Source organism: Fictibacillus sp. 5RED26 (assembly GCF_015903895.1).
Lineage (GTDB): Bacteria > Bacillota > Bacilli > Bacillales > Fictibacillaceae > Fictibacillus > Fictibacillus phosphorivorans.
Genome location: NZ_JACZDU010000002.1, coordinates 853,216 through 877,801 on the forward strand (window position 1 = coordinate 853,216; position 24,586 = coordinate 877,801).

The window sequence follows — 24,586 nt, forward strand, 5'->3', positions numbered from 1 at the left end:
GAGGGACTATGAAGATTTCAATAAAACTTGGGTTAATTCTATTGGTTATCATGTTAATCATAGAGTTTTTACTTTTTTTAATCTTATATCAAGGCATTTTGACAAGTCGTATTCAAGAGGAAACACGAGATCTTGTCGCGCGTGGAAATAATCATAGAGATGTTTTAGAAAGAAAGTTTGATGATGTTACACTCCATCATGTTGGTCTAATGGAGTCCAAAGCGAAAACAAAAGTTGTAGTAATGGATTCGGATGATAACATTTTAGTTAGGTCAAGTGATATCGACACTAAGATGAAAGAGATACTGAATAAAAATATCACACCAAGCCATCATGGGTTTTTAGTACAGAATGACTGGAAGAAGAAAGCTTATTTTGCATCGGTTTCACCTATTGTAATTGATGGCAAGCACGTGGCATTCGTATATATGTTTTTAGATACAAAATTTATTCAACAGATGAATAACCATCTTATAGATGAGTTTGTTAAAATCAGTATCATTTCACTAATAATACTGATTATTGCAGTAAGCTTTTTATCTAAAACGATTACTAAACCCTTACTTAAAATGAAAGAAGCAACAAAAAAATTAAGTGATGGTTATCACAAAGTCACCTTAGATATAAACAGAAAAGATGAACTCGGTGAACTTGCCCTGCAGATTACTACTTTATCGGAGGACTTGAATCGATTACAAAGAGATCGAATTGAATTCTTAGCTAATATATCACATGAACTACGTACACCCCTTACCTACATCACTGGTTATACTAAAATCCTGCAGCGTCCAAATATCCAAGTAGAAGAGAAGGCAAAATATTTAACCATCATAAATGAAGAATCAAATAATCTGACCAAACTTATTGAGGATTTGTTCGAACTTGCAAAGATGGACCAAACTAGGTTTGTGATTCATAAGGAAAAAGTGTCGGTCTCCCAACTGGTTCAAAAAGTTCTTAATAATATAAAACCAGTTTTTTCTTCAAAAAAGATCGAATTGGTTTATTTCTCGGACGGGGATTATATTTTAGAGATTGATGAGAAAAGGATATATCAGGTTCTAATCAACCTCTTGGATAATGCAATGAAATACTCATCAGAAAATACGACGGTCAATATCAGTGTCACAGGACACAAGGAGTTTATCGAAATTCAGATTAAAGATGAGGGTGAAGGGATTCCGGAAAATGAATTGCCATTGATTTGGGATCGTTTATACAGAGTCGAAAAGTCCCGGTCTAGAGAAAAAGGAGGTTCCGGTTTAGGATTAGCTATTGTGAAAGAGATTATAGAACAGCATGATGGAAAGATTACTGCCACGAGTCAAATCGGGAAAGGAACAACCATCTCAGTATTTTTAAAAAGGAGTTAAAAATGAAAAAAATATTAATAGTAGACGATGAACAAAGAATGGTAGATTTGATCTCATTATATTTAAAACCATATAATTTTGAAATAGTAAAATCTTATTCAGGAAATCAAGCGATTGAAATTATAAAAAAAGAGAAAATTCATTTAGTTCTATTAGATGTTATGATGCCAGATATAGATGGCTGGGAAACAATTAAGCTGATTCGAGAATGGCTGCAAGTACCTATTATCATGTTGACTGCAAGGAACGAAAAGATGGACATTGTAAAGGGGTTAAGACTTGGAGCGGATGATTATATTACGAAACCATTTGATGAAGAGGTATTATTAGCTAGGATTGAAGCAGTCTTAAGAAGGTCGCAGCAAGAAAATGAAGAGGATTATGGAATTGAAGGATTGATTATTGAAAAGAAAAGGCACTATATTTCTTATAATAATCAATCGATAATTCTTACTCCAAAGGAGTTCGAAATGATTTACTTATTAATCAAATTTCCTCGGCGTGTCTTTAATAGGGAGCAGTTGATAGAGATTATATGGGGTATGGAATCTGAAACTGAAGGTAGAACTATAGACTCTCATGTTAGAAATATTAGAGAAAAGTTCAGAAAAGCAGGATTTCCAATTGACAACTATTTTAAAACAGTATGGGGTTTAGGATACAAATGGGAAAATAATTAGAACAACAATCTGAAAATGTAGTGAATGTGATGGATGATATGATTCATGATGTGTAGAACAAAAATGACAATAAAGATAATAATTAATATAAAAATCGGAAAAATAGTAATTGTAAAAGCTAAATTATAGTTTTAAGCCCAATGTGTTTATTGCATTGGGTTTAAATTTATAAATGAAGGGATGTAAAAAATGAATCACCATCACATGAATGAACATCATACTGAAGAAAATAAGCAACAACATAATCATTCGTTAGGAAATCATACTAATCAAGAGGATCATAACGGACACCATGACCATATGATTGATGATTTTAAGAAAAGGTTCTATATTTCATTATTATTAACTATACCCATTTTAATTCTTTCACCGATGATTCAGATGTTTTTTGGTTTTAACATAACTTTTCCAAGTTCGATGTTAGTCCTGTTTACATTGTCAACAGTAGTATTTTTTTATGGTGGATGGCCATTTATATCAGGATTGATTGATGAAATAAAACAAAAGAATCCAGGTATGATGACATTGATTGGGCTTGCTATCATATCAGCCTATATCTACAGCACTCTTACCGTTTTTGGATATGAAGGGGAAAACTTTTTTTGGGAATTAGCGACATTAGTGGATATTATGCTTCTAGGTCACTGGATAGAAATGAAATCAATTATGAAGGCATCCAACTCACTGGAAGCACTAATTAAGTTAATGCCTCAAGAAGCCCATCTAATACAAGAAAACGGTGATGTAATGGATGTATCTGTTTCAGAATTAAAGAAACATGACAAAATCCTTATTAAACCTGGAGAAAAGGTGCCTGCCGATGGTGTAGTCATTAAAGGCGTTTCAAATGTTAATGAATCCATGTTAACCGGCGAATCAGTACCTGTGGAAAAAGAGAAGGATCACAACATAATTGCTGGTTCCATTAATGGTGAAGGGTCTTTAACGATATTAATAAAGAATATTGGTGAAGAAACCTATTTATCCCAAGTCATTAAACTGGTTCAAGATGCCCAAGCAACAAAATCGAAAACTCAAGCATTATCTGATCGGGCAGCAAAATGGTTGTTTTATATAGCTCTGTGTGCAAGCTTAACGACTTTAATAATATGGTTGCTCTTAGGTTATGATTTCTACATAGCACTTGAACGTATGGTTACTGTTTTAGTTATTTCATGTCCGCATGCTTTAGGGTTAGCGGTTCCATTAGTAATTGCAAGGTCTACAACCTTATCTGCTAAAAATGGTCTTCTAATTAGAAACCGTACAAGTTTTGAAGACGCTCGAAACTTAGATTCTATTGTGTTTGATAAAACAGGAACTTTAACAAAAGGGGAATTTGGAGTTACAGATATAATAACTGAGGCTAATAAAGATGAAAATGATTTATTGCAACTAGCAGCATCAATAGAATCTCAATCAGAACATCCTATTGCGAAGGGTATTGTAGAAGAGGCGAATAAAAGGAATATCAAACTGTTGGAAGTAGAAGAATTTAAATCAATAACAGGAAAAGGCTTACAAGGAATAATAAAAAGCAAGGCCGTGAAAGTTATGAGTCCGAGGTATGTAATCGAAGAGAGCATAGCTTTTGACTCAACAACTTATAAAAAACTATCGAACGAGGGCAAAACAGTTTCTTTTATTTTGATTAATGACGAATTATACGGAATGATTGCGCTAGCTGATCAAGTTAAAGATACTGCCTATAGGGCGATTGAGAAACTTAAAGAAAAAAATATTCGAACTATAATGTTAACTGGAGACAATCAACAAGTTGCGAATTGGGTCGGAAAAAAGTTGAAATTAGACGAGATATTTTCAGAAGTACTTCCTCATCAAAAGGCCGATCAAATTAAGAAGATTAAATCGAGCGGTCAAAAAGTTGCAATGACCGGTGATGGTGTAAATGATGCCCCAGCCCTTGCTAGTGCAGACTTAGGCATAGCGATAGGGGCTGGGACAGATGTTGCTATGGAGACAGCTGATATTATTTTAGCAAGAAGTAATCCAGAAGATGTCGTTTCAATAATTGATCTTTCAAGAGCTACATATAAAAAGATGTTACAAAATTTATGGTGGGCCGCTGGTTATAATATTTTTGCCTTACCTCTCGCAGCCGGAATTCTTTATCCCTATGGAATTTTATTAGATCCAGCAGTGGGAGCAGTATTAATGTCATTAAGTACAATTATCGTAGCCATCAATGCACAATTGTTAAAAATTTAATCTATATTTTATTGAAGGAACTATCATATCAAAAGGTAGTTCTTTTTTGATTTGAACTAGAATGTGGTACTACTTCATAATTTATGCATATTTTTTTGTTATAACAAATTTACTTAAGTTATTAATATTTATTGATTAAGTTTCCATTATTCGAGAATTGATATTTTGAAATAATAAATAACATCAAATTTAGTAAATGGGTAACTTTCATTATATTTAATGGGGGATTTAGTAATGTGTGGTTTTATCGGTTATTTGAGTAATAACGAGATACAAGGAACGAATACAGAAGTTAATGATTTTATGAACATGACTAATATTATCTCTCATCGGGGACCAGATGATGTTGGATATTATTTTGATGAACATATTCGTCTAGGATTCCGTAGATTGAGTATTATTGATTTAGATAGCGGGAAACAGCCATTAGGATATGAAGATGATCGGTATTGGATAACCTTTAATGGTGAGATTTATAACTATCTTGAATTAAGAGAGGGCTTAGAAAAGAGAGGGCTATCTTTTAAGACTGATTCTGATACGGAGGTTATCCTGGCTTTATATAGTATCAAGCGTGAAAAGGCTCTTAATGAGTTGCGAGGTATGTTTAGTTTTTTAATATGGGATAAAGAAAAAAAAGAATTGTTTGGTGCTAGAGATCATTTTGGTATTAAGCCATTTTTTTATTATGAATCTGAGGATGAATTATTATGTGCATCTGAGAAAAAAAGCATCCTGCTTGCAACGAATGGAGGGAGCTTTAATGAGGAAGCTCTACATTATTATCTCACATATCAATTCGTTCCAGAACCATACACTTTTTCCAGTTCAATAAAAAAGTTAGAGCCAGGTCATTACTTTGTAAAAAAAATCGGTCAAAAGATGAATATTAAGAATTACTTTAAACCTCGCTTTACTCCTATTTTCAAACCTTTTGATGAGGAAATCAATACGATTAGGGATGTAATGAGAGAATCTGTAAAGGTGCACATGAGAAGTGATGTTCCTGTTGGTTCATTCTTGTCTGGAGGTATAGATTCTTCAAGTATTGTAGCGTTAGCTAAAGAGTTTAATCCTAAAATTAAAACTTTTACTGTAGGATTTGAACGAGAAGGTTACAGTGAAATAGATTTAGCCAAAGAAACGGCTTCAGATCTTGGGGTAGAGAATATTCATTATATTGTAAAACCAGAAGAGTTTATTGAACAACTGCCTAAAATCATTTGGCATTTGGACGAGCCCGTCGCGGATCCTGCATTAGTCCCACTGTTTTTTGTCGCAAGAGAAGCCAAAAAGCACGTTACCGTAGTCCTTTCCGGTGAAGGGGCAGACGAACTGTTCGGTGGATACAATATCTATCGTGAACCATATTCATTAAGACATTTCAAAAAACTTCCAACAGGAGTAAAAGAGGGACTAAACTCATTTTCAAAAATGCTACCTGATGGTACACGTGGAAAAAGCTTTCTTGAGAGAGGTACAACCAGCATCGAGGACCGCTATATCGGAAATGCAAAGATATTTTTAGAAGCTGAAAAAAAGGAGCTCCTTAAGAACTATCAAACGAAATGGGATTATAAAAACGTTACAAAAGAGCTATATCGTAACATTCAACACCTAGACGATGTTCATAAGATGCAGTATATCGATATGCACACATGGCTGCGGGGAGATATTCTAGTGAAAGCCGATAAGATGACGATGGCGAACTCATTAGAGTTGCGTGTCCCATTTTTGGACAAGGAAGTCTTTAAAGTTGCTTCACAGCTTTCTTCGTCTAAGACCATAACAAATCAAACGACAAAATATATACTAAGAAAAGCAATGGAAGGAATCGTACCAGACTCTGTTCTAACTAGAAAGAAGTTAGGATTTCCGGTCCCCATACGCCATTGGCTTCAAAATGAACTGTCTGATTGGGCATATTCTTTGATTGTCGAAAGTGAAACGGATTGTTTGTTTAATAAAGTGTATTTGCTGAATCTTTTAGATGACCATCAAAAAGGAAAGAAAGATTATAGCAGAAAGTTGTGGACGATTTTAACGTTTATGATTTGGCATAAAATTTATATTGAGAAGAAATATAATTTCTCGAAAGATAAAATTTTGAACGATAATGATGCTAAGTTATTAAAAGTGTAAAGGATTTCCAAGTGCCAAGTTCTCATGCTCGAGTACTTGGTTTTTATATTTCTTGAATGAACATAAAATAAAATTTAGATAAAAGAAAGAAGGTGAAAACTAGTATATGTGGAAATTTTAGAACAATCATGTGAAAAAGGAGGTTTAATGCATTGCTGAAAACATAAAAACCAAGGAAGTGAATAAATGTCACTGAAATCGGATGGTTCATTAAAGGAACAGACAAAATGGGGAAAAATCTCTATTATTCTCTCTTTAGCAATTCCAGCCATGTTAGAGAACATCTTACAAACGATTGTAGGATTCGTAGATACTCTCTTCGTAGCAAAGATAGGACTAGAGGAGGTAACTGCAGTAGGTGTAGCTAATACGGTAATAGCCGTTTATATAGCCGTCTTTATGGCGGTTGGCGTCGGGACTTCATCACTGATCGCACGGAGTTTAGGAGCCGGAGATATTGATCAGGCGAAATCAATCGCTAAACAATCGACTCTCTTAACAGCGTTTATAGGTCTATTCTTTGGAGCCGTAAGTATATTTTTGGCGGAACCTTTCCTTTTATTAATGGGTGCTGATGAAAAAGTTTTAGTGGATGGAGTTGTCTATTTCCGAATCGTCGCTATACCCTCCATATTCATTTCTCTCATGTTCATCTTCGGAAGCATCCTGCGAGCTTCTGGTGATACGAAAACACCATTGAAGGTAAGCTGGTGGATAAATATAATCCATCTTGGTCTTGATTATGTTCTGATTTTTGGAGTAGGCGATTGGGAAGGATTAGGAGTTGCTGGGGCCGCTTGGGCTACAGTATTAGTAAGAATAATGGGAACATGGATGCTCTATCATTATATTAAGAAATCAATCGTTTCTTTTTCCCTGCGTAAAGGTACACTGAACATGATAAGGGGCGTCATGCTATCCGTCATAAAATTATCCATACCTGCTGCGATCGAAAGGTTAATAATGAGAGTTGGCCAAGTTCTATACTTCGGATTGATTGTGCATATAGGAACAGAAACATTCGCAGCTCATACCATTGCAGGAAACATCGAAACCTTTTCTTACATGCCTGGATATGGATTAGCTATCGCCGCTACTACTCTAGTAGGCCAAAGTATAGGAGCGGGAAAATTAAAAGATGCCTACCAATATGGCATTTTAACAACCGGGGTCGGAATCTTCTTCATGTCAATAATAGGGATCATCTTATTTGTTTTTTCTCCATATTTTGCATCCTGGTTCACGACAGATAAAAATGCCATTGAAATGGTGGTAACTGCTCTAAGAATCGATGCATTTGCCCAACCCGCACTTGCTGTAGGATTGATCTTGGCAGGGGCTCTTCAGGGAGCTGGCGATACAAAAAGTCCCATGTATAGCACAGCAGTCGGTATGTGGGTGATACGAGTCCTAGGTGTTTACCTTTTTGGAATCGTACTCGGCTATGGAATAGCAGGGATATGGATTTCAATTGCTCTAGATTTACTTATAAGAGCTATATACTTATATGTTAGATGGATAACTTATTTTAAAATATCTACTGAAAAAAATATACCAAAATAAGAGATAATTATTTTTAAAACTAAAATAAAAAAACCATTGACTTATAAAAATTGGAATACTAAAATGGAATCAATTACAATTATTTTGAATTTTTAGAAAATTTATATACTATTTCTTCCTAGCTGGTACTAGGTTTTTTTTATACTACATATTATACGTTGGGAGGGTATGGTATAAGAGGGGGTTTTTCATTGGAGGGAAAGTTAGTTAGGCTAGCTGTCAACGGAGGAATTGGTTTTGGTGCACAACTATCACCTAAACAATTACTTCTATTGAGCAAGTACTTACCTGAGGATTCAGAAATTGAATTAACAACATTCCAACAGCTTATTATTCAAGTACCAGAAGATAACCTGGAACAAATAAGGAATGAGTTGGAGCTTATAGGTCTTTCATGTTATTCAGTAGGAAACTATGTAAAGAGCTTAAGAACTTGCGGTTTTTGTAAAGGGGCAGAAGAAGAGGGTATGCCAGTTGCCATCGAGTTGAACAATCGTATCGCAGGTAAGGAAGTGCCTTTTACACTACGGCCCGCATATACTGGTTGTCCTACCGCATGTGGTGAACCATTAGTAAACGATATTGGAGTTATAAAACAAAGAGACACCTTTGATCTCTATTTAGGTGGCAAAGCAAATGGTCTTGATGCACGAACAGGTCAACTTTTCAAAAATAATCTACAACCAAACGAATTATTTAAACTAGTCGAACAAATTATTGATATTTATGCTAAAAACGGTAAAAGGAGAGAAAAATTTTCAAAGTTTCTTAATCGGTTTGGTATCGATCAAATAAAACAACAACTTAATATATAAAAAAAAACTTAAAAATTTTGAGGGGCATTGTAGGAGGCTAACATGGAAAAATTCGAATTTAAAGTAAACGGAATGAGCTGCGGCCATTGTGAGAAAGCCATTCAAGATGCACTTATGGAATCACCAGGAGTTGAATCTGTAAAAGCAAGTGCCTCAAATAACAGCGTTCAAGTAACCTATTTGTCTAATAAGACTAACACAGCACTAATCAAAGAAATAATAGAAGAGGAGGGGTACAACGTTATTGATTAGTTGTTAAATATGATTATGGGAGGCATGGGGATGAAAAAAAGGTTAAGTGTTTTCTTTTCATTTATTTTACTTGTAAGTCTTATTTTAAGTGGTTGCAGCAGTAAGGGGATTGAAGAAGAACCGGCTGCAAGCGATAGTGAAACAAAAAAGGAACAAAAACTAACCATCAATGCCATATCAGAACCTCCTAGTCTAGACCCGGCGTTAATTGATAATCAGATCGCGGGAGACATCAGTAACCAATTATTCGAAGGATTAGTCAGGTTGGATGAAAAAGGAAATGTCGTAGCCGGAGTTGCCGAATCATGGGATATCTCTGATGATAAAACAGTTTATACTTTTCATCTAAATAAGAACGCTAAATGGTCGAACGGAGATCCAGTAACAGCGGAAGACTTCATCTTTTCGTGGGAACGAGTATTGAATCCAGAAGTAGCTGCTCCTCTTGGAAGTAATCTGTTCTTCATCAAAAACGGCGCTGCATATAATGAAGGGACAGTAAAAGATTTTAATGAAGTTGGTATAAAAGCCCCCGATCAACAAACTTTAGAAATCACACTCGAAAGACCGACATCCTTCTTTTTAGAACTGACATCGTTTTTTACATTATTGCCTGTGAACAAAAAGGTAGCAGAAGCAAATGCTAAATGGGCGACAGATGCAAAAACATTTGTTTCAAACGGCCCATTTCAACTTAAAGAATGGAAACACGATCAAGAGCTAGTGATGGTCCCGAATGAGAATTACTGGGCAAAAGAGGTCGTAAAGCTAGACGAACTGAAATGGGTGATGGTAAACGATCAAAACACCGAATATGGTATGTACAAATCAGGGGAGATCGCTGTTGCTGAACAGATACCAAACTCTATCAAGAGCCAGCTCATTCAGAGCGGAGACGCGGAAAAACTACCAAGTGCAAGCGTAGCCTACTTGCGATTTAATCATGAGAACAAGGTGTTCAGTAATCCTAAGATAAGAAAAGCACTGAGTATGGCACTGGATAGACAATTGATTGTAGATAAAGTAACTCAAGGAGGAGAAACACCTGCGTTCTCATTCATACCAAACGGTTTAGGAAATGGTGTGGGAGAGTTCAGGGAGCAGGCAGGAGATTCACTCTATAAGGACAAATCGGTTGAAGAGGCAAAACAGCTATTAGAAGAAGGAAAGGCTGAGTTAGGGTTAAGTAGTCTGCCAAAGGTGAGCCTATTGTTCTATACAAGCGATTTATACAACCAATTAACTCAAGCGATGCAAGAAATGTGGAAGAAGAATCTAGGTTTAGAAGTCGAGCTTAAAACGATGGAGAGAAAAGTGTTTGTTCAAAATGTTCAAAAAGGAGATTACGAGATAGCCATCTATAGCACAGGGGCAGACTACAATGATGCTCAGAACCTGCTCGGTCAGTTTACAACGGGAGATGTCTATAACTATAGTAAAATCTCAATTCCGGCATATGATGACTTGGTTAAGAAAGTAGATACCGAACTCGATCTAAACAAGCGGGCTGAATACATGCAAGAAGCCGAGAAAGTATTACTAGAAGACATGGCGATCGCTCCACTTTACTTTAACAACAAAGTCTACCTGCAACAAGATAATGTAAAAAATGTTCACCGTTACATTATACAAGCGGTTGATTATAGGGAAGCTTTTGTGGAGTAAAGAAATATGATTTGATAGAGGGAAATCGTTTTGGTTTTCCTCTTTCTTTCAAGGAGGTAAGCTATGATTTTCTATATCATTAAACGAATGATGACTGCACTCCTTGCGTTGTTTGTCATCGCCACTCTAACTTTTGTGTTAATGAATCTGATACCAGGTGACCCATTCACGAATGAAAAGAGCATACCTGAACAAGTACTGAAAAATCTGAGGGCTCACTATGGCCTTGATCAGCCGCTTATCATCCAGTATTTCAAATACATGGCAGGAATTATTACTTTAGATTTTGGACCTTCGATTACATCGGATACACGTACAGTCAATGAATTAATATTAAGTGGGTTTCCTGTTTCGGCGGTACTCGGCATACAGGCACTGGTTATTGCAGTCGTCTTCGGGATGACTCTAGGTATCATAGCCGCGATCAAACATAACGGCTGGTTAGATTATCTATCAATGGTTATAGCCATCTTAGGCTTATCAGTACCGAGCTTTGTACTATCAACTGTTCTTATTAATTACTTCGCGATAAAGCTTGAATGGCTCCCAGTCGCTACTTGGGGTACGTGGAGACATACTGTTCTTCCAAGCTTAGCGTTGGCAGTTGGTCCGTTAGCTTACATAGCTAGATTAACAAGGTCGAGCATATTAGAAGTTCTTACCTCAGATTATGTTCAAACGGCTATTGCGAAGGGTGTAACGGGTTCACGGTTAATCTTTCGTCATATATTAAGAAATGCATTGATACCGGTTGTTACTGTACTAGGTCCTATATCAGCTGGAATATTAACAGGGAGTTTTGTGATCGAACAAATATTTGGTATTCCTGGGATCGGAAAATACTTTGTTCAATCAATTTCTGATCGGGACTATCCGGTCATCTTAGGCACAACCATATTTTACAGTGCAATATTGATACTCTTCATCTTAATAATCGATCTGACTTACGGATTCTTAGATCCTCGAATCAAACTAGCGAGGAGGAGATAATATGGAAGCGCTAAACGAGAAGAGAAAATTTCATTTCAAAGAAAAAAACATTCGAATAGTTGAAGAAATCAACGTCCAACCTTTTTCACAGTTTAAAGAAACGTTATATTATCTAACCAAGAACAAACTCGCTGTCGTTGGGCTAATCATCATCTTATTGTTAATCATTATGGCTGTTATCGGTCCTAAGTTAGTGACTTATTCATATTCTGATCAATCCTTACTAGAATCCAATCAACCACCATCAAAAGAGCATTGGTTTGGAACAGACCAATTAGGAAGAGATATTTTTGCCCGAACATGGACGGGAGCAAGGATTAGTTTATTCATAGGAATAATGGCTGTTTTAATCGATCTTATTGTAGGAATAATCATCGGTGGAATAGCAGGGTTAAAAGGTGGTAAAACGGATGAGATTCTTATGCGACTAGTAGATATCCTATACGGGTTGCCTCATCTACTGGTAACCATTCTATTGATGGTTGTTCTCAAGCCCGGACTTACGACCATCATACTAGCGATGGCAGCAACAGGGTGGATTGGAATCGCCAGGCTTGTAAGGGGACAGATTCTCCAGCTCAAAGAATGTGAATACGTTATGGCGTCTCGAGTACTGGGAGCTGGTTTTTATAAGATTTTGTTTAAACATCTTCTTCCCAATACTTTAGGTCCTATCATTGTTGCTATGACTCTATCTGTTCCCGGAGCTATCTTTGCTGAGGCGACTTTAAGCTTTTTAGGCTTAGGAGTACCAGTACCCTTGGCCAGTTGGGGAACGATGACATCCGAGGCACTTGTGACACTATTGACGGGTCACCTATGGATATTATTTTTTCCTGCATTCTTCATTTCGTTAACGATGTTTGCCTTCAATGTGGTCGGAGATGGATTAAGAGATGCGTTAGATCCTAAAATGAGAACGTAGGTGAGTAGATGACGAATCTTTTAGAGGTGAGCAACCTTTATGTCGAGTTTTACGCAAAAAAGAAAACGATAAATGCCTTGAGAGGAGTATCTTTTAGTCTAGGAACAGAAGAAGTGCTAGCGATCGTCGGCGAGTCTGGCAGCGGGAAGTCCGTGACTGCCAAAAGTATACTTAAACTATTACCGCCACAAAACGCTAAAATAGTTGATGGATCCATTCTTTATAAAGAAACAGAACTAACCCAGCTTTCAAAGAAAGAAATGGTCAAATACCGCGGCAGAAAAATTGCAATGGTATTCCAGGACCCAATGACTTCATTAAACCCGACCATGAGAATTGGTGAGCAGATCGCAGAAGGATTAATCGTTCACGATAAGTTACCGAAAAAAGAAGTGTGGGAAAAAGTTCACAGGATGCTCAAACTTGTTGGAATTCCAGAACCAGAATACAATAGTAGAAAGTATCCTCACGAACTAAGCGGAGGTATGCGCCAAAGGGTAGGCATTGCCATGGCCCTCATCTGTGAACCTTCCATCCTCATAGCAGATGAGCCTACAACAGCATTAGATGTATCCATCCAAGCTCAAATAATAGAACTGTTAAAAGAGTTAAAACCGAAGTTAAATATGTCCATCATACTGATCACTCATGATTTAGGCATCGTGGCAAACATGGCAGATAGAATCTTAGTCATGTATGCTGGTGAAATAGTAGAGAGCGGAACAGTAAATGAGATCTTCTATAAAGCAAGACACCCCTATACATGGGGACTTTTACAATCAATCCCGGATGTTGACAGTAAAAAGCCGTTAAAAGGAATTGATGGCTCCCCCCCAGATCTGTCACAAATTTCAAAGGGGTGTTCCTTTGCAGCTAGATGTCCATATGTACTAGATGTTTGTGAAGAAGAAAAACCGACTTCTTTTATGATCGATAAAGGTCATCATGCCTCATGCTGGCTGAATGACGAAAGAGCTCCCATGGTGGAAAGTCCTTTAACTATTAAAAATAAAGAGAAAAAGATTATGTAAAAACACTCAGAGGTGAGAAGATGGCACTAGAAAACATTATGGAAGAACAACACGGTTGCTGTGATTCAACTGCTGCAGAAGAAAAACACACAACTAGATCACAAAAAGAAAAAGAAGAAATGTTGAATAGATTGAAACGAATTGAAGGTCAGGTACGCGGCATTCAGAACATGATTCACGATGAACGCTATTGTATTGACATTATCGTACAATTGAGTGCAATCAACGCAGCGGTAAAAAAAGTGGGCTTTAACTTATTAGAAACCCACACACACCATTGTGTTAAGGATGCTATTTCTTCAAACCAAGGAACTGAAGCTGTAAGTGAGTTAATGAAAGTAATCCATCAATTTACAAAATCATAAACAGATTTAACCCCCCCATTCCGGAGGGTTTTTTCACGAAATTTTTATTTTTCCTATCATGCCAGATTCTTTGTGTCCCGGGATTGTACAATAGTACGTATAGACACCCGCTTCTTTAGGAATGAACGATACCTGATTGGATCGATTTGGTTCAACGTGTAGATGAAAGACAGAATCATCTTCATTTGACATAGCATGATCATGTTCCGATTGAGTGTTTGATGTTTCTACATTCTCATACGAAAAAGAAGAAATTTCAATATCATGTTCAACTGAATCATCATTTAATAATGTTAAGAGTACTTTTTGATCTTTTTTTAAACTAGCATTTGATGAAAGGTATCTATAATCTTTTATTCCTACCTCCCAATTGAAAACTTCTTCCTGTTCAAGTTTTTTATCCTCATTCTTATTAGCTGATGTAGAAGAATGTTGTTCGTGCTGCGTTTGAGCTTTTTCATGTGGTTTAATAATATCATCAGGAAATTTTAAAAAAACCATAAGCAGCAGTCCGCAGCCAAAAAGCATGATGACATTAAAGTATCTTTCAATTTGATGTTTAAGTGTTTCTGATAAGAATTGTAGAATACATAAAATTGTTATTCCTACAGTAAGTAAGATTCCTATCATTACCAATATCTGTGCTTGTTTAAAACTTAACATTACTGTTAACATGGCACCCATCATCCCGGCCATTATACCTGAAAAAAGTCCTTCAATCATTAGATGGAAATGAAGTTTAGACCCAATTAATAAACCTGCTAGACCACTTAATAATATTGAGAAAAGTGTGGCATACAGCAAATTATCTTTAAAGTACACGCCTAAATAAAATCCAGCGGTCAGACCCATACTCATAGTGTAAGCCATTACGTAAACCATATTGTTCATTAAGGAATCTTTAGACTTATAAAAAAAAGATGATAGAAAAACTAAAGCTGTACAAATCACTAAAACCCCTAAAATGTAAATTGACATTTAAGCCCTCCTTGTCCATTCCTTCATTCTAAGTTATGAGAGGAAGATATCGATTTATGCAAGTTCATTATAAACTCGAAAAAAAATGCACATTTTATATGAGTAAAAAAAAAATTAAAATCGGGCTTTACATAGGGTAGGGGGGTATAGTAAAATTAAAGTAAATAAAGGAGGTTATCTGATGGAAATAGTAAAACCAGATGATCTAAATAATGATCAATGTTGTGATACGAACGAACGGAAGAGTCATCATTCCGATAAAATAAAGAACAATCTGATCACACGATTAAATCGGATCGAAGGGCAAATTAGAGGTGTTAAAGGGTTGATTGACCGTGACACTTACTGTGACGACGTTATCACTCAAATTTCAGCGATTCAATCAGCATTAAATAGTGTTGGAAAAATTCTTCTTGAGGGCCACTTGAAAAGTTGTGTTGTAGAGAGAATTCAAGAAGGCGATCAAGAAGTATTGGATGAACTTCTAGTTACTGTTAAAAAACTGATGAAATAAAAGGGAGAGATATCAATGGAAAAAACCACATTAAAAGTAGAAGGTATGTCTTGTAACCACTGTATAATTGCTATTGAAGGAAGCGTTGGAAAGTTAGACGGTGTCTCACACACTAAAGTAAACCTTAAAGAAGGTATCGTTGAGGTAGAATATGATTCTTCAAAAGTAAACCTGGATGAGATCAAAGAGACGATCGATGATCAGGGTTACGATGTAAAATAAATCGCGTGCTTATCATAGCACGCTTTCTTTTCAGTTGAAATATACCCCATATAGGTATATCGAAGGGATGATGAAAACCATGAGTACAAAAGAAACGACATTACAAATATCAGGTATGACCTGTGCAGCCTGTGCGATCCGAATTGAAAAAGGTTTGAACAAGTTAGAGGGAGTCGAGAAAGCGAACGTAAACCTTGCTCTTGAAAAATCAACCGTTTCTTATGACCCTCAAATTTTAAAGGTGGCCGATCTCGAGAAAAAAATAGAAGATCTCGGATATGGAGTCGTCACTGAAAAAGCTGAATTCAATTTGACTGGCATGACGTGTGCAGCATGTGCAACAAGGATTGAAAAGGGGTTAAACAAACTTCCCGGAGTGATTAAAGCTAACGTTAATCTAGCATTAGAAACCGGGTCAGTACAATATAATCCATCTGAAGTTTCTATTGGAGATATGATTAAAAAAGTTGACCAATTGGGATATGGTGCAACCCTAAAGGAAGACTACAAAGAATCGGTTGATCATAGAGCAATGGAGATTGAGAAACAGAAAGGAAAATTCATCTTTTCTGTCATCCTCTCATTCCCTTTATTGTGGGCAATGGTTAGTCATTTTGAGTTTACATCTTTTATCTATTTGCCTGAGATGTTCATGAATCCTTGGGTTCAATTGGCGCTCGCGACACCTGTACAGTTTGTTGTAGGGAAACAGTTTTATGTAGGAGCTTATAAAGCGCTCCGGAATAAAAGTGCGAACATGGATGTACTCGTAGCATTAGGAACTTCTGCAGCTTATTTCTATAGCCTGTACCTATCTATCCTTTCCATCGGTACCAATCAAGGGATGGTGGAAATGTACTTTGAAACATCGGCAATATTAATTACACTTATTGTGTTGGGAAAACTTTTCGAAGCAAAAGCAAAGGGGCGTTCCTCTGAAGCGATTAAGAAACTGATGGGACTGCAAGCTAAGACAGCTATCGTGGTTCGTGATGGTAAAGAAATCGAAATAGCGATAGAAGAAGTGGAAGCCGGTGATATCGTATATGTAAAACCAGGTGATAAAGTACCGGTCGATGGTGAAATCATCGAAGGGCGTTCAGCATTAGATGAATCGATGCTGACAGGTGAGAGTGTACCTGTCGATAAGACAATAGGGGATACGGTAATCGGTGCAACCATTAATAAAAACGGGTTCCTAAAAATAAAGGCAACAAAAGTAGGGAAAGATACGGCCCTGGCTCAAATCATAAAAGTCGTTGAGGAAGCACAAGGTTCAAAAGCACCGATCCAGCGTCTAGCTGACCAAATCTCTGGTGTATTCGTGCCTATAGTTGTAGGCATCGCTGTTCTTACCTTCATTATCTGGTTTGTTTGGGTAAGTCCCGGAGAATTTGCTGTTGCGCTTGAAAAATTGATTGCTGTCCTTGTTATCGCGTGTCCTTGTGCATTAGGATTAGCGACTCCTACTTCAATCATGGCAGGCTCTGGCCGCTCAGCTGAATTTGGTATTTTATTTAAGGGTGGAGAACACTTAGAAACCACTCATCGAATCGATACTGTGATCTTAGATAAAACGGGTACGGTTACAAACGGTACTCCAGAACTTACAGATATTATTGTGGAACCATCATTCAGTGAAGAAGAAGTGTTAAGACTAGTAGGTTCAGCAGAGAAAAATTCTGAACACCCATTGGCGCAAGCTATTGTAGAAGGAATCACCAATAAGGGAATCCAGTTATCGAGTTCGGAGGATTTTGATGCTATTCCTGGGTTTGGTATCAAAGCTGTAGTTGCAGGTAAAACACTTTTCATCGGTACACGAAAATTAATGAAAGAAAACAACGTTACCATCTATGATTCTAATAATCAGATGGAGGAACTTGAAAAAGCCGGTAAAACCGCGATGCTCGTGGCGATAGACGGAGTATATGCAGGAATTATCGCTGTAGCCGATACGATCAAAGAAACATCAAAAGATGCGATTTCTCGATTAAAAGAAATGGGTCTTAAAGTTATCATGATCACAGGAGATAATCAGCAAACAGCTAAATACATTGCTAAACAAGTGGGGATTGATCATGTCATATCTGAAGTTCTTCCTGAAGGAAAAGCAGATGAGGTGAAAAAGCTACAGGAGCAAGGTAATAAAGTGGCCATGGTCGGAGACGGAATCAATGACGCTCCAGCACTAGCTGTAGCGGATATTGGGATGGCGATTGGCACAGGTACAGACGTTGCGATGGAGGCAGCTGATGTAACGCTGATTCGTGGCGATCTGAACAGCATTGCAGATGCCATCTACATGAGTAAAAAGACAATACGAAACATCAAACAAAATCTTTTCTGGGCTTTTGCTTATAACGTGTTAGGCATCCCTGTTGCTGCACTAGGTTTTCTTGCCCCATGGCTTGCAGGAGCTGCGATGGCATTCAGCTCGGTGTCAGTTGTTCTTAATGCACTTCGTTTACAAAAAGTAAAACTGTAAGGAGGGAATTCTATGAAGGACAATATCGTTTTAAGGTGGACATTGTCGGCTGTATTGATACTCGTTATAGTGATCGGGAGCTATTCCGTATTTGCAAAGTACGCAGAACCATCGACTAGTGAACATGCTGGTCATGTTGGAGAACAGAATACATCTGATTCATCTGATACAAAAGATAAGGAAAAGCAGGAGGCTGGACATGGTGATCATGGGGAGAGCCAAGGCAATGTATCAAAAAATAGTGATATTACACCAACTCTGCATTACGAAAACAATTTAATCCATATTGAGTTGAAAGATAAAGAGGGAAACCCAGTAGAGGAATTAGAGATCGATCATGAGAAACTGATGCATTTGATCATCGTAAATGATGAACTGCAGCAGTATTACCACATTCATCCCGAGAAAAAAGGGAATGGTGTGTTTACCATACAGCACAAACTGGAAGAAGGAAGCTATAAAGCGTTCATAGACATTAAACCAAAAGATAAAAACTATGAGGTGCAGCCACTTCCAATCGAGGTTGGCGCTGGTGATGCCCACGGTGAACATGATTCGTTAAAGCCAGAAACTGAGTTCACTAAAACAGTCAATGGCTACAAGTTAACCATGAGTCCTGAAACCTTTACATCAGGTGAAGAAATTGTGTTGGATTTTGATCTAAAAGAAAACAAACCCGAGCCCTATCTAGGAGCGCTTGGTCATGTAGTCATATTAGACGAAGGTGGAGATGAGTATGTTCACGTCCACCCAGCATCGGAAACAGATACAAAGTTTGCCACAAAATTTGACCAGCCAGGTATATATAAAATTTGGGGTGAATTTAAGATAAATGGAAAAGTGAATGTTTATCCATTTGTAGTAGAAGTTAAGTAAATTTTACGTTCTATCTCTCGGGAACGAGGTGAAGCACTTTATGGAACTTTCTGGCGTTTCAAAACACGTGTTATTGTGTAACGGAGCTAGCTGCATCAAAAAAGGGGCTGAGGAAGTTACGAATACCGTTCGACAAGAAATTAAAGATCAAGGGTTATTAAACAAAATTCATACTACTAAAACCTTTTGCAACGGAAGATGTAAAGAGGGACCGACAGTCGTAGTCTACCCGGATGGAGACTGGTATAAAGAGATGACTCCTGAAAAGGGAAAACAACTGATCGATAAGATTAAGTCTGACGAAAAGTTAGATGAAGCTCTAGCTTATACGTATGACGTTAAGTCATTTGCGAGATTTCAGGATAATAAATAAAATACTTTATTCATAGGAGGAGCAGTTGATGGTTATCCAGCCGAACATGTCTGTAGTGGATATCGTTAAGGTATGGCAAGATACTAGTGAAGTTTTTGAAAGGTTTAATATATCCATTAATAATGGCGAAAAACTATGTTCAGTAGTGAATGAAAGAACTCTAACTATTTTATTAGATGAGTTAAATAGAAGAGTAAATAGTTCTAAGATGACCTGCATCAAAGGTGGATGAAGGATTTCTATTAAAGAGTAGGTTACTCTTTATGAAAAGTACCGATTTATTGTTCGGTACTTTTTTTATTTATTTCGTGATTTGAAGAGTTATGAACTTATTAGGTTGCTCCATAAAAATTGCATATTTTTTTAGTACGGTTAATTTGAGGAGGGAAAACCAATGAAAAAGCAATGGTTGATTTCTTTAATGTTACTGGTACTCATTTTGGTTATAACAGGTTGTAGCCAAGAGGGTTCAAAAGATCAATCTAATGAAAATAAGGTACAAGCAAAAGAAGAAATTTTAGAAGGTAAAACAATTAAAGAGTTCTCCATTACTGCAAAAAAAGAGAATTGGGAATTGAAGTCCGGTAAGACCATTGAAGCTTGGACTTATAATGGAAGCGTCCCTGGGCAAGAGATTAGAGTAAAAGAAGGTGAAGGGGTAAAGGTTACAATCAAGAATGAACTTCCGAAGCCTGTAAGTATACATTGGCACGGTGTCCCTTTATCGAATACACAAGATGGTATTCCCGGAGTCACACAAGATGCTATTGAAACAGGCAAGGAGTATACGTATCAGTTTGTCGCAGATACCCCTGGAACGTATTGGTATCATAGCCATCAAGACAGCGTAAATCAGGTTGATAAGGGGCTTTATGGAGTCTTTATCGTTGAATCTAAAGATGATGAACAGTATGATCGAGATTATTCACTTGTTTTAGATGAATGGGAGTCCAATCCAAAGCAAGAATCCGAAGAAATGGATGGAATGGATCACTCAAACATGGATATGAATGAGTCAGATACAGAAGATATGGAAGGTATGGATCATTCCAATATGGACATGGGGGATAAGAAAAATAAAGACAGCAAATCTTCCGATAACGGTTCAATGAATGGTATGGACCATGATATGTCTTCTTATGATATATATACAATAAACGGTAAGTCATATGATAAAAGTAAACCCCTTATAGCGAAAAAAGGAGAAAAAGTAAAACTCCGATTTGTAAATGCCGGATATATGTCTCATAAAATTCATATTCCATTGAATTTTAAAGTAACCAACGTTGATGGTCAGCCCGTGAATCAACCAATCGAACAGGAAAATAAGGTACTTGAAGTTGCACCTGGTGAAAGGTATGATATAGAGTTCATTGCAACAGGTGAAACCGTAACAATCGATTGCCATGGTGAGATGGATGCATCTAAAGACATGAGGATAAATATCCAAGCCGAAGAAGAGGCGGTGCAGCCTGTTGCTCACAAAAAAGATGCGGGCATGGTGAAACCAGATGAGTTTGGTAAAGAGATTAAAGGGAATTTCTCATTAAACGATTCTTTCGATTTAGAATACAAAATGGACCTTGCTACTGATATGGATTCCGGTGAGATGAAGTACACCATAAACGGGAATACTTATCCTAAGACTGAAAATATAAAGGTGGATAAGGGTGATAAAGTCAAAGTCACTTTAACAAACAAAAGTATGGATAAATCTGATCACCCAATGCATCTACATGGCCATTTCTTTCAAGTATTAAGTAAGAATGGAAAACCTGTAGAAGGAGCACCATTAATGAAAGATACACTAAATGTAAAGCCTGGAGAAACATATGAGGTTGCATTCGTAGCTGATAACCCAGGTAACTGGATGTTCCACTGCCATGATTTACATCATGCCTCAGCTGGTATGATGACCATGGTGAAATATAATAACTTCAAACCTTTTTACAAGGATGAAGGTAAAGTAAATAATATTTCAGAATGAAAAACCTCGCTCAAGAGGTTTTTCTCTTTGTTTATGAAGGAGAGGTAAATTATGGCTAAAAAGAAAAAAACAACAAAAAAGCCATTTAAACTTAAGGGTATTTTAATTCTTGCAGCGATTAGCTTAGTTTTGGTTTTAATACTTTTATTTACATTCAATGATAAACAATCAAGTGTAACGTTCACGGATATCCATGGGGTAGGATATTCAAATGACGGAAAAAAGATCTTTATACCTGCACATGATGGAATCAAGCAGTACGATACGATGAACAAACAATGGCAAGCAACACCTGGTGAGAAAAATGATTATATGGGTTTTTCAATGGTGGATGATGGTTTTTATAGCAGCGGCCATCCAGGAAATGATTCAGACAAACCAGACCCGTTAGGAATCGTAAGAAGTAAAGAGATAGGTGGGGAAATCGAACTGCTTGGCTTAGAAGGCGAAACGGATTTCCATTTTCTCGCTGCAGGCTACGAAAACCATGTCTTGTATGCCTATACTTCTATGGCTAATTCAAGAATGCCATCAGATGGTCTTTATTATTCCAATGACGATGCTAAATCATGGAATGAAAGTGACTTAACAAATGTAGAGGGGGAGATCACAGGTATTGCGGTCCATCCTACTGATACGAATGTCGTTGCAATAAGTTCTCAAAATAAGGTTCATCTATCAAGAAATAAGGGTAAAACATTTGAAGAACTGACGAACATGAAACAAGTTACATCACTTACGTTTACTAATAAAAATTCACTCTTAGTAGGTGGGTTTGAGAATAAAGCGTTCCTTACAGAAATCAATATAAATGATAGTTCGGAAAAGGAGATAAGTATTCCGACACTCCAGGAAGATGCCATATCTTATTTAGCTAAGAATCCAGTGGATAAAAACATCGTTTTTACTACCTTTAAAAAAGATGTGTATTTTTACAATGGTGAAAGATGGATCAAACTTGTTAATCAAGGAAAAGCAGTTAATTAATAAATTATCTTTTATCAGGTATACTTCATTTTTGGTTAAACAAATAAGGAGCAGAATCCATGGAATTAATAACATTACTTCAAGAATTAAATATATCAATAGAGGATTATCCACAAGCGTGCAGGATAGGCATAAAAGGGATCAAGTCAAATTCAAAGTTTGTTGAACAAGGAGATTTGTTTGTCGCTATAAATGGATATGAAGTAGATGGTCATGATTTTATTAAACATGCAGTCGATTCCGGAGCAGTTGCTATCATAGGAGAATCAGATTATCAATCAACTGAAATTCCTTATATTAGAGTAACAGACAGCAGAAAGGCACTAGCAAAACTAGTAAGCTGCTTTTATGGCTACCCTTATAAAAAACATATAATGATAGGTATTACAGGAACGAATGGCAAGACTACCACTGCTTATATGCTTAAGCATATTTTAGAAATGCAAGGAAAAACCTGCTCACTAATTGGCACTGTAAATACGATTATTAACAACGAGGTAATTCAATCTAAAAATACGACCCCTGATTCGATTGAATTAAACCAACTGATTGCGAAAAGTAATGATGATGTTGTAATCATGGAGGTTTCTTCACACGGCATCGAACAGAATCGTATAGAAGGCATATACTTTGATTTTGCTATATTCACCAATTTAAGTCATGATCATATGGATTATCATAAAAATATGTGGGAGTATTTTCAGGTTAAAGCGAGGCTTTTTGCTCAGTTAAAACCAACAGGACAAGCCATTATAGCTACTTACACCGATTGGGGAAACAAGCTAGCAGATATGTTGACTACATCTAAAATTCCTCATTTCACAATGGGGGTAGGTGAGAATAGTTTAACAGTCAAAGAGATAATACCCTCGTACTTTTCTGAGTTCAAATATTATATGGATGGCAATCCTTATCTAATAAAGTGTACCATTCCAGGTATCCATAACGGATGGAACATGATGACTGCGATATTGACAAGTAATATAATGGGTCATAACATCGAATCCATTCATCATTCATTACAGTCATTCTCTGGTGTCCCGGGTAGATTTGAAACATATACGCATCATAATGGGGCTTCATTTGTCATTGATTATGCACATACTGCTGATGCAATTCACTACTGTTTAGAAATTGCAGAGCGCGAACAAGCAGAACAAATCATACATGTTCTTGGTTTTAGAGGTAAAAGAGACGTAACAAAGAGAGAGGTTATGATAGATTCTTCTAAAGAATTTAGTCATTTAATCATACTAACACTAGATGATTTAAACGGAGAAAAAGAAGAGTCCATGATTAGTTCCTTAAATGAATTAAAAGAACGGTTCCTTGATCTTCCTATTGTTGTAATTCCAGACCGAACCCAAGCGATTAGTTTTGCTTGGAGAAAAGTTAATGGATCAAAAGATTGGGTGTTTATTACAGGAAAAGGTTCTGAGAGGTATGAGCAAGTTTTCGAATTGCCATGTTCATCCGATAAGGAAACTATAACGTATCTAAAAAACAGGACAAATAATAACAAATGCATATTCCCTTAAAAAATTAGAAGCCGACAAATGTCAGCTTCTTTTTCTATCTTTAAATATTTTGCTTTTCTTCAGTTGAGATTGCACGTAAAAAGAATTTTCCACTCCGATTCGTTAGTGATTCTTTTTATTAACTTACCATCCTACGGCAAGCTTCCGCACATTTAAAACAAGCTTCTGCACATCGCTGACAGTGTTCATGATCATGTTTTTTACACTCATTTCCACATGCTTCGCAAATTTGAGCACAAAGGGAACAGATTTCATTTATGAACGGACTGTTACTGCTCATCGCTGTAGCAGCAAAGGAACAAATATCTGCACAGGCTCTATCCAACCTGATACATTCCGCCATCATTTTTACGTCTTCTTCATTTAAACATGCGTCAAAACAATGATTACATTCTTTCATACAGGCCAGACATTCATCAATACATTGTTGGTACGTGTCATGCATACATCATCATCCTTTCGTTATTAGGGATTTAATTACATAAAAAGTGTACCCATTGAGTGGTCATATAAACGTATTTTGCGAAAATCCATAAAAACTGCATAATTCTTTCATTATTTATCTAAATGGACAAACCGTCACTGCATAAAAA

23 protein-coding genes are annotated in these 24,586 nt (G+C 36.7%); 21 read left to right on the forward strand and 2 right to left on the reverse strand.

Going from position 1 to position 24,586, the window contains the following annotated elements; all coding sequences use genetic code 11:
- The first annotated feature begins 8 nt into the window (after positions 1-8).
- The 12 genes from IHV10_RS12495 (at position 9) to IHV10_RS12550 (ending at position 14,030) form a co-directional block, all read left to right on the forward strand.
- Positions 9-1,373, forward strand: coding sequence for a HAMP domain-containing sensor histidine kinase (locus IHV10_RS12495; protein WP_197129811.1), 1,365 nt, complete (start codon positions 9-11; stop codon positions 1,371-1,373).
- A gap of 2 nt (positions 1,374-1,375) precedes the next feature.
- A complete protein-coding gene (locus IHV10_RS12500) occupies positions 1,376-2,053 on the forward strand; it encodes a response regulator transcription factor (RefSeq protein WP_197129812.1) in 678 nt (225 codons plus the stop codon).
- A 189-nt stretch (positions 2,054-2,242) separates the two neighbouring features.
- Positions 2,243-4,282: a copper-translocating P-type ATPase gene (locus IHV10_RS12505; protein WP_231607362.1), complete on the forward strand. Its 2,040-nt coding sequence runs from the start codon at positions 2,243-2,245 to the stop codon at positions 4,280-4,282.
- A gap of 234 nt (positions 4,283-4,516) precedes the next feature.
- Positions 4,517-6,424, forward strand: a complete 1,908-nt coding sequence (gene asnB, locus IHV10_RS12510; protein ID WP_197129813.1) for an asparagine synthase (glutamine-hydrolyzing) — start codon at positions 4,517-4,519, stop codon at positions 6,422-6,424.
- A 186-nt stretch (positions 6,425-6,610) separates the two neighbouring features.
- Entirely contained in the window at positions 6,611-7,987 is a 1,377-nt protein-coding gene (locus IHV10_RS12515) for an MATE family efflux transporter (protein WP_231618261.1), read from the forward strand.
- A gap of 191 nt (positions 7,988-8,178) precedes the next feature.
- Positions 8,179-8,802 (forward strand): nitrite reductase, encoded by a 624-nt coding sequence (locus IHV10_RS12520; RefSeq protein WP_197129814.1) that lies wholly within the window; start codon positions 8,179-8,181, stop codon positions 8,800-8,802.
- Between the two features lie 42 nt (positions 8,803-8,844).
- Positions 8,845-9,054, forward strand: coding sequence for a heavy-metal-associated domain-containing protein (locus IHV10_RS12525; protein WP_197129815.1), 210 nt, complete (start codon positions 8,845-8,847; stop codon positions 9,052-9,054).
- A 30-nt stretch (positions 9,055-9,084) separates the two neighbouring features.
- Entirely contained in the window at positions 9,085-10,719 is a 1,635-nt protein-coding gene (locus IHV10_RS12530; RefSeq protein WP_231607364.1) for a peptide ABC transporter substrate-binding protein, read from the forward strand.
- Between the two features lie 63 nt (positions 10,720-10,782).
- Positions 10,783-11,709: an ABC transporter permease gene (locus IHV10_RS12535; RefSeq protein ID WP_197129816.1), complete on the forward strand. Its 927-nt coding sequence runs from the start codon at positions 10,783-10,785 to the stop codon at positions 11,707-11,709.
- A 1-nt stretch (position 11,710) separates the two neighbouring features.
- Complete coding sequence (locus IHV10_RS12540; RefSeq protein WP_197129817.1) at positions 11,711-12,634, forward strand: ABC transporter permease; 924 nt, start codon at positions 11,711-11,713, stop codon at positions 12,632-12,634.
- A gap of 8 nt (positions 12,635-12,642) precedes the next feature.
- Positions 12,643-13,665, forward strand: a complete 1,023-nt coding sequence (locus IHV10_RS12545) for an ABC transporter ATP-binding protein (protein WP_197129818.1) — start codon at positions 12,643-12,645, stop codon at positions 13,663-13,665.
- 38 nt (positions 13,666-13,703) lie between these two features.
- Entirely contained in the window at positions 13,704-14,030 is a 327-nt protein-coding gene (locus IHV10_RS12550; protein WP_197130047.1) for a metal-sensing transcriptional repressor, read from the forward strand.
- 33 nt (positions 14,031-14,063) lie between these two features.
- Here IHV10_RS12550 and IHV10_RS12555 read toward each other — a convergent pair whose 3' ends face one another.
- Complete coding sequence (locus tag IHV10_RS12555; protein WP_197129820.1) at positions 14,064-15,008, reverse strand: cupredoxin domain-containing protein; 945 nt, start codon at positions 15,006-15,008, stop codon at positions 14,064-14,066.
- 181 nt (positions 15,009-15,189) lie between these two features.
- Between IHV10_RS12555 and IHV10_RS12560 the strand changes: the two genes are divergently transcribed.
- The 9 genes from IHV10_RS12560 to IHV10_RS12600 all read left to right on the forward strand — a co-directional run bounded on the left by IHV10_RS12560 (position 15,190) and on the right by IHV10_RS12600 (position 23,993).
- Positions 15,190-15,522 carry a metal-sensitive transcriptional regulator gene (locus IHV10_RS12560; RefSeq protein ID WP_197129822.1) on the forward strand — a complete coding sequence of 111 codons (333 nt, stop codon included), beginning with the start codon at positions 15,190-15,192 and terminating at the stop codon, positions 15,520-15,522.
- Positions 15,523-15,537: 15 nt separating this feature from the next.
- On the forward strand, positions 15,538-15,744 hold the full coding sequence (copZ, locus tag IHV10_RS12565; RefSeq protein WP_197129825.1) for a copper chaperone CopZ: 207 nt from the start codon (positions 15,538-15,540) through the stop codon (positions 15,742-15,744).
- Positions 15,745-15,823: 79 nt separating this feature from the next.
- Positions 15,824-18,232 (forward strand): heavy metal translocating P-type ATPase, encoded by a 2,409-nt coding sequence (locus IHV10_RS12570; RefSeq protein WP_197129827.1) that lies wholly within the window; start codon positions 15,824-15,826, stop codon positions 18,230-18,232.
- 12 nt (positions 18,233-18,244) lie between these two features.
- Positions 18,245-19,108, forward strand: coding sequence for a hypothetical protein (locus tag IHV10_RS12575; protein WP_197129831.1), 864 nt, complete (start codon positions 18,245-18,247; stop codon positions 19,106-19,108).
- A gap of 40 nt (positions 19,109-19,148) precedes the next feature.
- Positions 19,149-19,481, forward strand: coding sequence for a (2Fe-2S) ferredoxin domain-containing protein (locus IHV10_RS12580; protein WP_197129834.1), 333 nt, complete (start codon positions 19,149-19,151; stop codon positions 19,479-19,481).
- Positions 19,482-19,509: 28 nt separating this feature from the next.
- On the forward strand, positions 19,510-19,713 hold the full coding sequence (locus IHV10_RS12585; RefSeq protein ID WP_197129837.1) for a hypothetical protein: 204 nt from the start codon (positions 19,510-19,512) through the stop codon (positions 19,711-19,713).
- A gap of 162 nt (positions 19,714-19,875) precedes the next feature.
- Positions 19,876-21,468 (forward strand): multicopper oxidase family protein, encoded by a 1,593-nt coding sequence (locus tag IHV10_RS12590; RefSeq protein ID WP_197129840.1) that lies wholly within the window; start codon positions 19,876-19,878, stop codon positions 21,466-21,468.
- A gap of 51 nt (positions 21,469-21,519) precedes the next feature.
- A complete protein-coding gene (locus tag IHV10_RS12595; RefSeq protein ID WP_197129843.1) occupies positions 21,520-22,455 on the forward strand; it encodes a F510_1955 family glycosylhydrolase in 936 nt (311 codons plus the stop codon).
- Between the two features lie 59 nt (positions 22,456-22,514).
- A complete protein-coding gene (locus IHV10_RS12600) occupies positions 22,515-23,993 on the forward strand; it encodes a UDP-N-acetylmuramoyl-L-alanyl-D-glutamate--2,6-diaminopimelate ligase (RefSeq protein WP_197129846.1) in 1,479 nt (492 codons plus the stop codon).
- A 118-nt stretch (positions 23,994-24,111) separates the two neighbouring features.
- Here the strand turns inward: IHV10_RS12600 and IHV10_RS12605 are convergent, their stop codons facing one another.
- Complete coding sequence (locus IHV10_RS12605; protein ID WP_197129849.1) at positions 24,112-24,438, reverse strand: four-helix bundle copper-binding protein; 327 nt, start codon at positions 24,436-24,438, stop codon at positions 24,112-24,114.
- Positions 24,439-24,586 lie beyond the last annotated feature (148 nt).

Bases quoted from the DNA above. Each gene is read 5' to 3' on its own strand.
- IHV10_RS12495 (WP_197129811.1), top strand. From the start codon at position 9: ATGAAGATTTCAATAAAACTTGGGTTAATTCTATTGGTTATCATGTTA.
- IHV10_RS12500 (WP_197129812.1), top strand. From the start codon at position 1,376: ATGAAAAAAATATTAATAGTAGACGATGAACAAAGAATGGTAGATTTG.
- IHV10_RS12505 (WP_231607362.1), top strand. From the start codon at position 2,243: ATGAATCACCATCACATGAATGAACATCATACTGAAGAAAATAAGCAA.
- asnB (WP_197129813.1), top strand. From the start codon at position 4,517: ATGTGTGGTTTTATCGGTTATTTGAGTAATAACGAGATACAAGGAACG.
- IHV10_RS12515 (WP_231618261.1), top strand. From the start codon at position 6,611: ATGTCACTGAAATCGGATGGTTCATTAAAGGAACAGACAAAATGGGGA.
- IHV10_RS12525 (WP_197129815.1), top strand. From the start codon at position 8,845: ATGGAAAAATTCGAATTTAAAGTAAACGGAATGAGCTGCGGCCATTGT.
- IHV10_RS12530 (WP_231607364.1), top strand. From the start codon at position 9,085: ATGAAAAAAAGGTTAAGTGTTTTCTTTTCATTTATTTTACTTGTAAGT.
- IHV10_RS12535 (WP_197129816.1), top strand. From the start codon at position 10,783: ATGATTTTCTATATCATTAAACGAATGATGACTGCACTCCTTGCGTTG.
- IHV10_RS12540 (WP_197129817.1), top strand. From the start codon at position 11,711: ATGGAAGCGCTAAACGAGAAGAGAAAATTTCATTTCAAAGAAAAAAAC.
- IHV10_RS12545 (WP_197129818.1), top strand. From the start codon at position 12,643: ATGACGAATCTTTTAGAGGTGAGCAACCTTTATGTCGAGTTTTACGCA.
- IHV10_RS12550 (WP_197130047.1), top strand. From the start codon at position 13,704: ATGGAAGAACAACACGGTTGCTGTGATTCAACTGCTGCAGAAGAAAAA.
- IHV10_RS12555 (WP_197129820.1), bottom strand. From the start codon at position 15,008: ATGTCAATTTACATTTTAGGGGTTTTAGTGATTTGTACAGCTTTAGTT.
- IHV10_RS12560 (WP_197129822.1), top strand. From the start codon at position 15,190: ATGGAAATAGTAAAACCAGATGATCTAAATAATGATCAATGTTGTGAT.
- copZ (WP_197129825.1), top strand. From the start codon at position 15,538: ATGGAAAAAACCACATTAAAAGTAGAAGGTATGTCTTGTAACCACTGT.
- IHV10_RS12570 (WP_197129827.1), top strand. From the start codon at position 15,824: ATGAGTACAAAAGAAACGACATTACAAATATCAGGTATGACCTGTGCA.
- IHV10_RS12575 (WP_197129831.1), top strand. From the start codon at position 18,245: ATGAAGGACAATATCGTTTTAAGGTGGACATTGTCGGCTGTATTGATA.
- IHV10_RS12580 (WP_197129834.1), top strand. From the start codon at position 19,149: ATGGAACTTTCTGGCGTTTCAAAACACGTGTTATTGTGTAACGGAGCT.
- IHV10_RS12585 (WP_197129837.1), top strand. From the start codon at position 19,510: ATGGTTATCCAGCCGAACATGTCTGTAGTGGATATCGTTAAGGTATGG.
- IHV10_RS12590 (WP_197129840.1), top strand. From the start codon at position 19,876: ATGAAAAAGCAATGGTTGATTTCTTTAATGTTACTGGTACTCATTTTG.
- IHV10_RS12595 (WP_197129843.1), top strand. From the start codon at position 21,520: ATGGCTAAAAAGAAAAAAACAACAAAAAAGCCATTTAAACTTAAGGGT.
- IHV10_RS12600 (WP_197129846.1), top strand. From the start codon at position 22,515: ATGGAATTAATAACATTACTTCAAGAATTAAATATATCAATAGAGGAT.
- IHV10_RS12605 (WP_197129849.1), bottom strand. From the start codon at position 24,438: ATGCATGACACGTACCAACAATGTATTGATGAATGTCTGGCCTGTATG.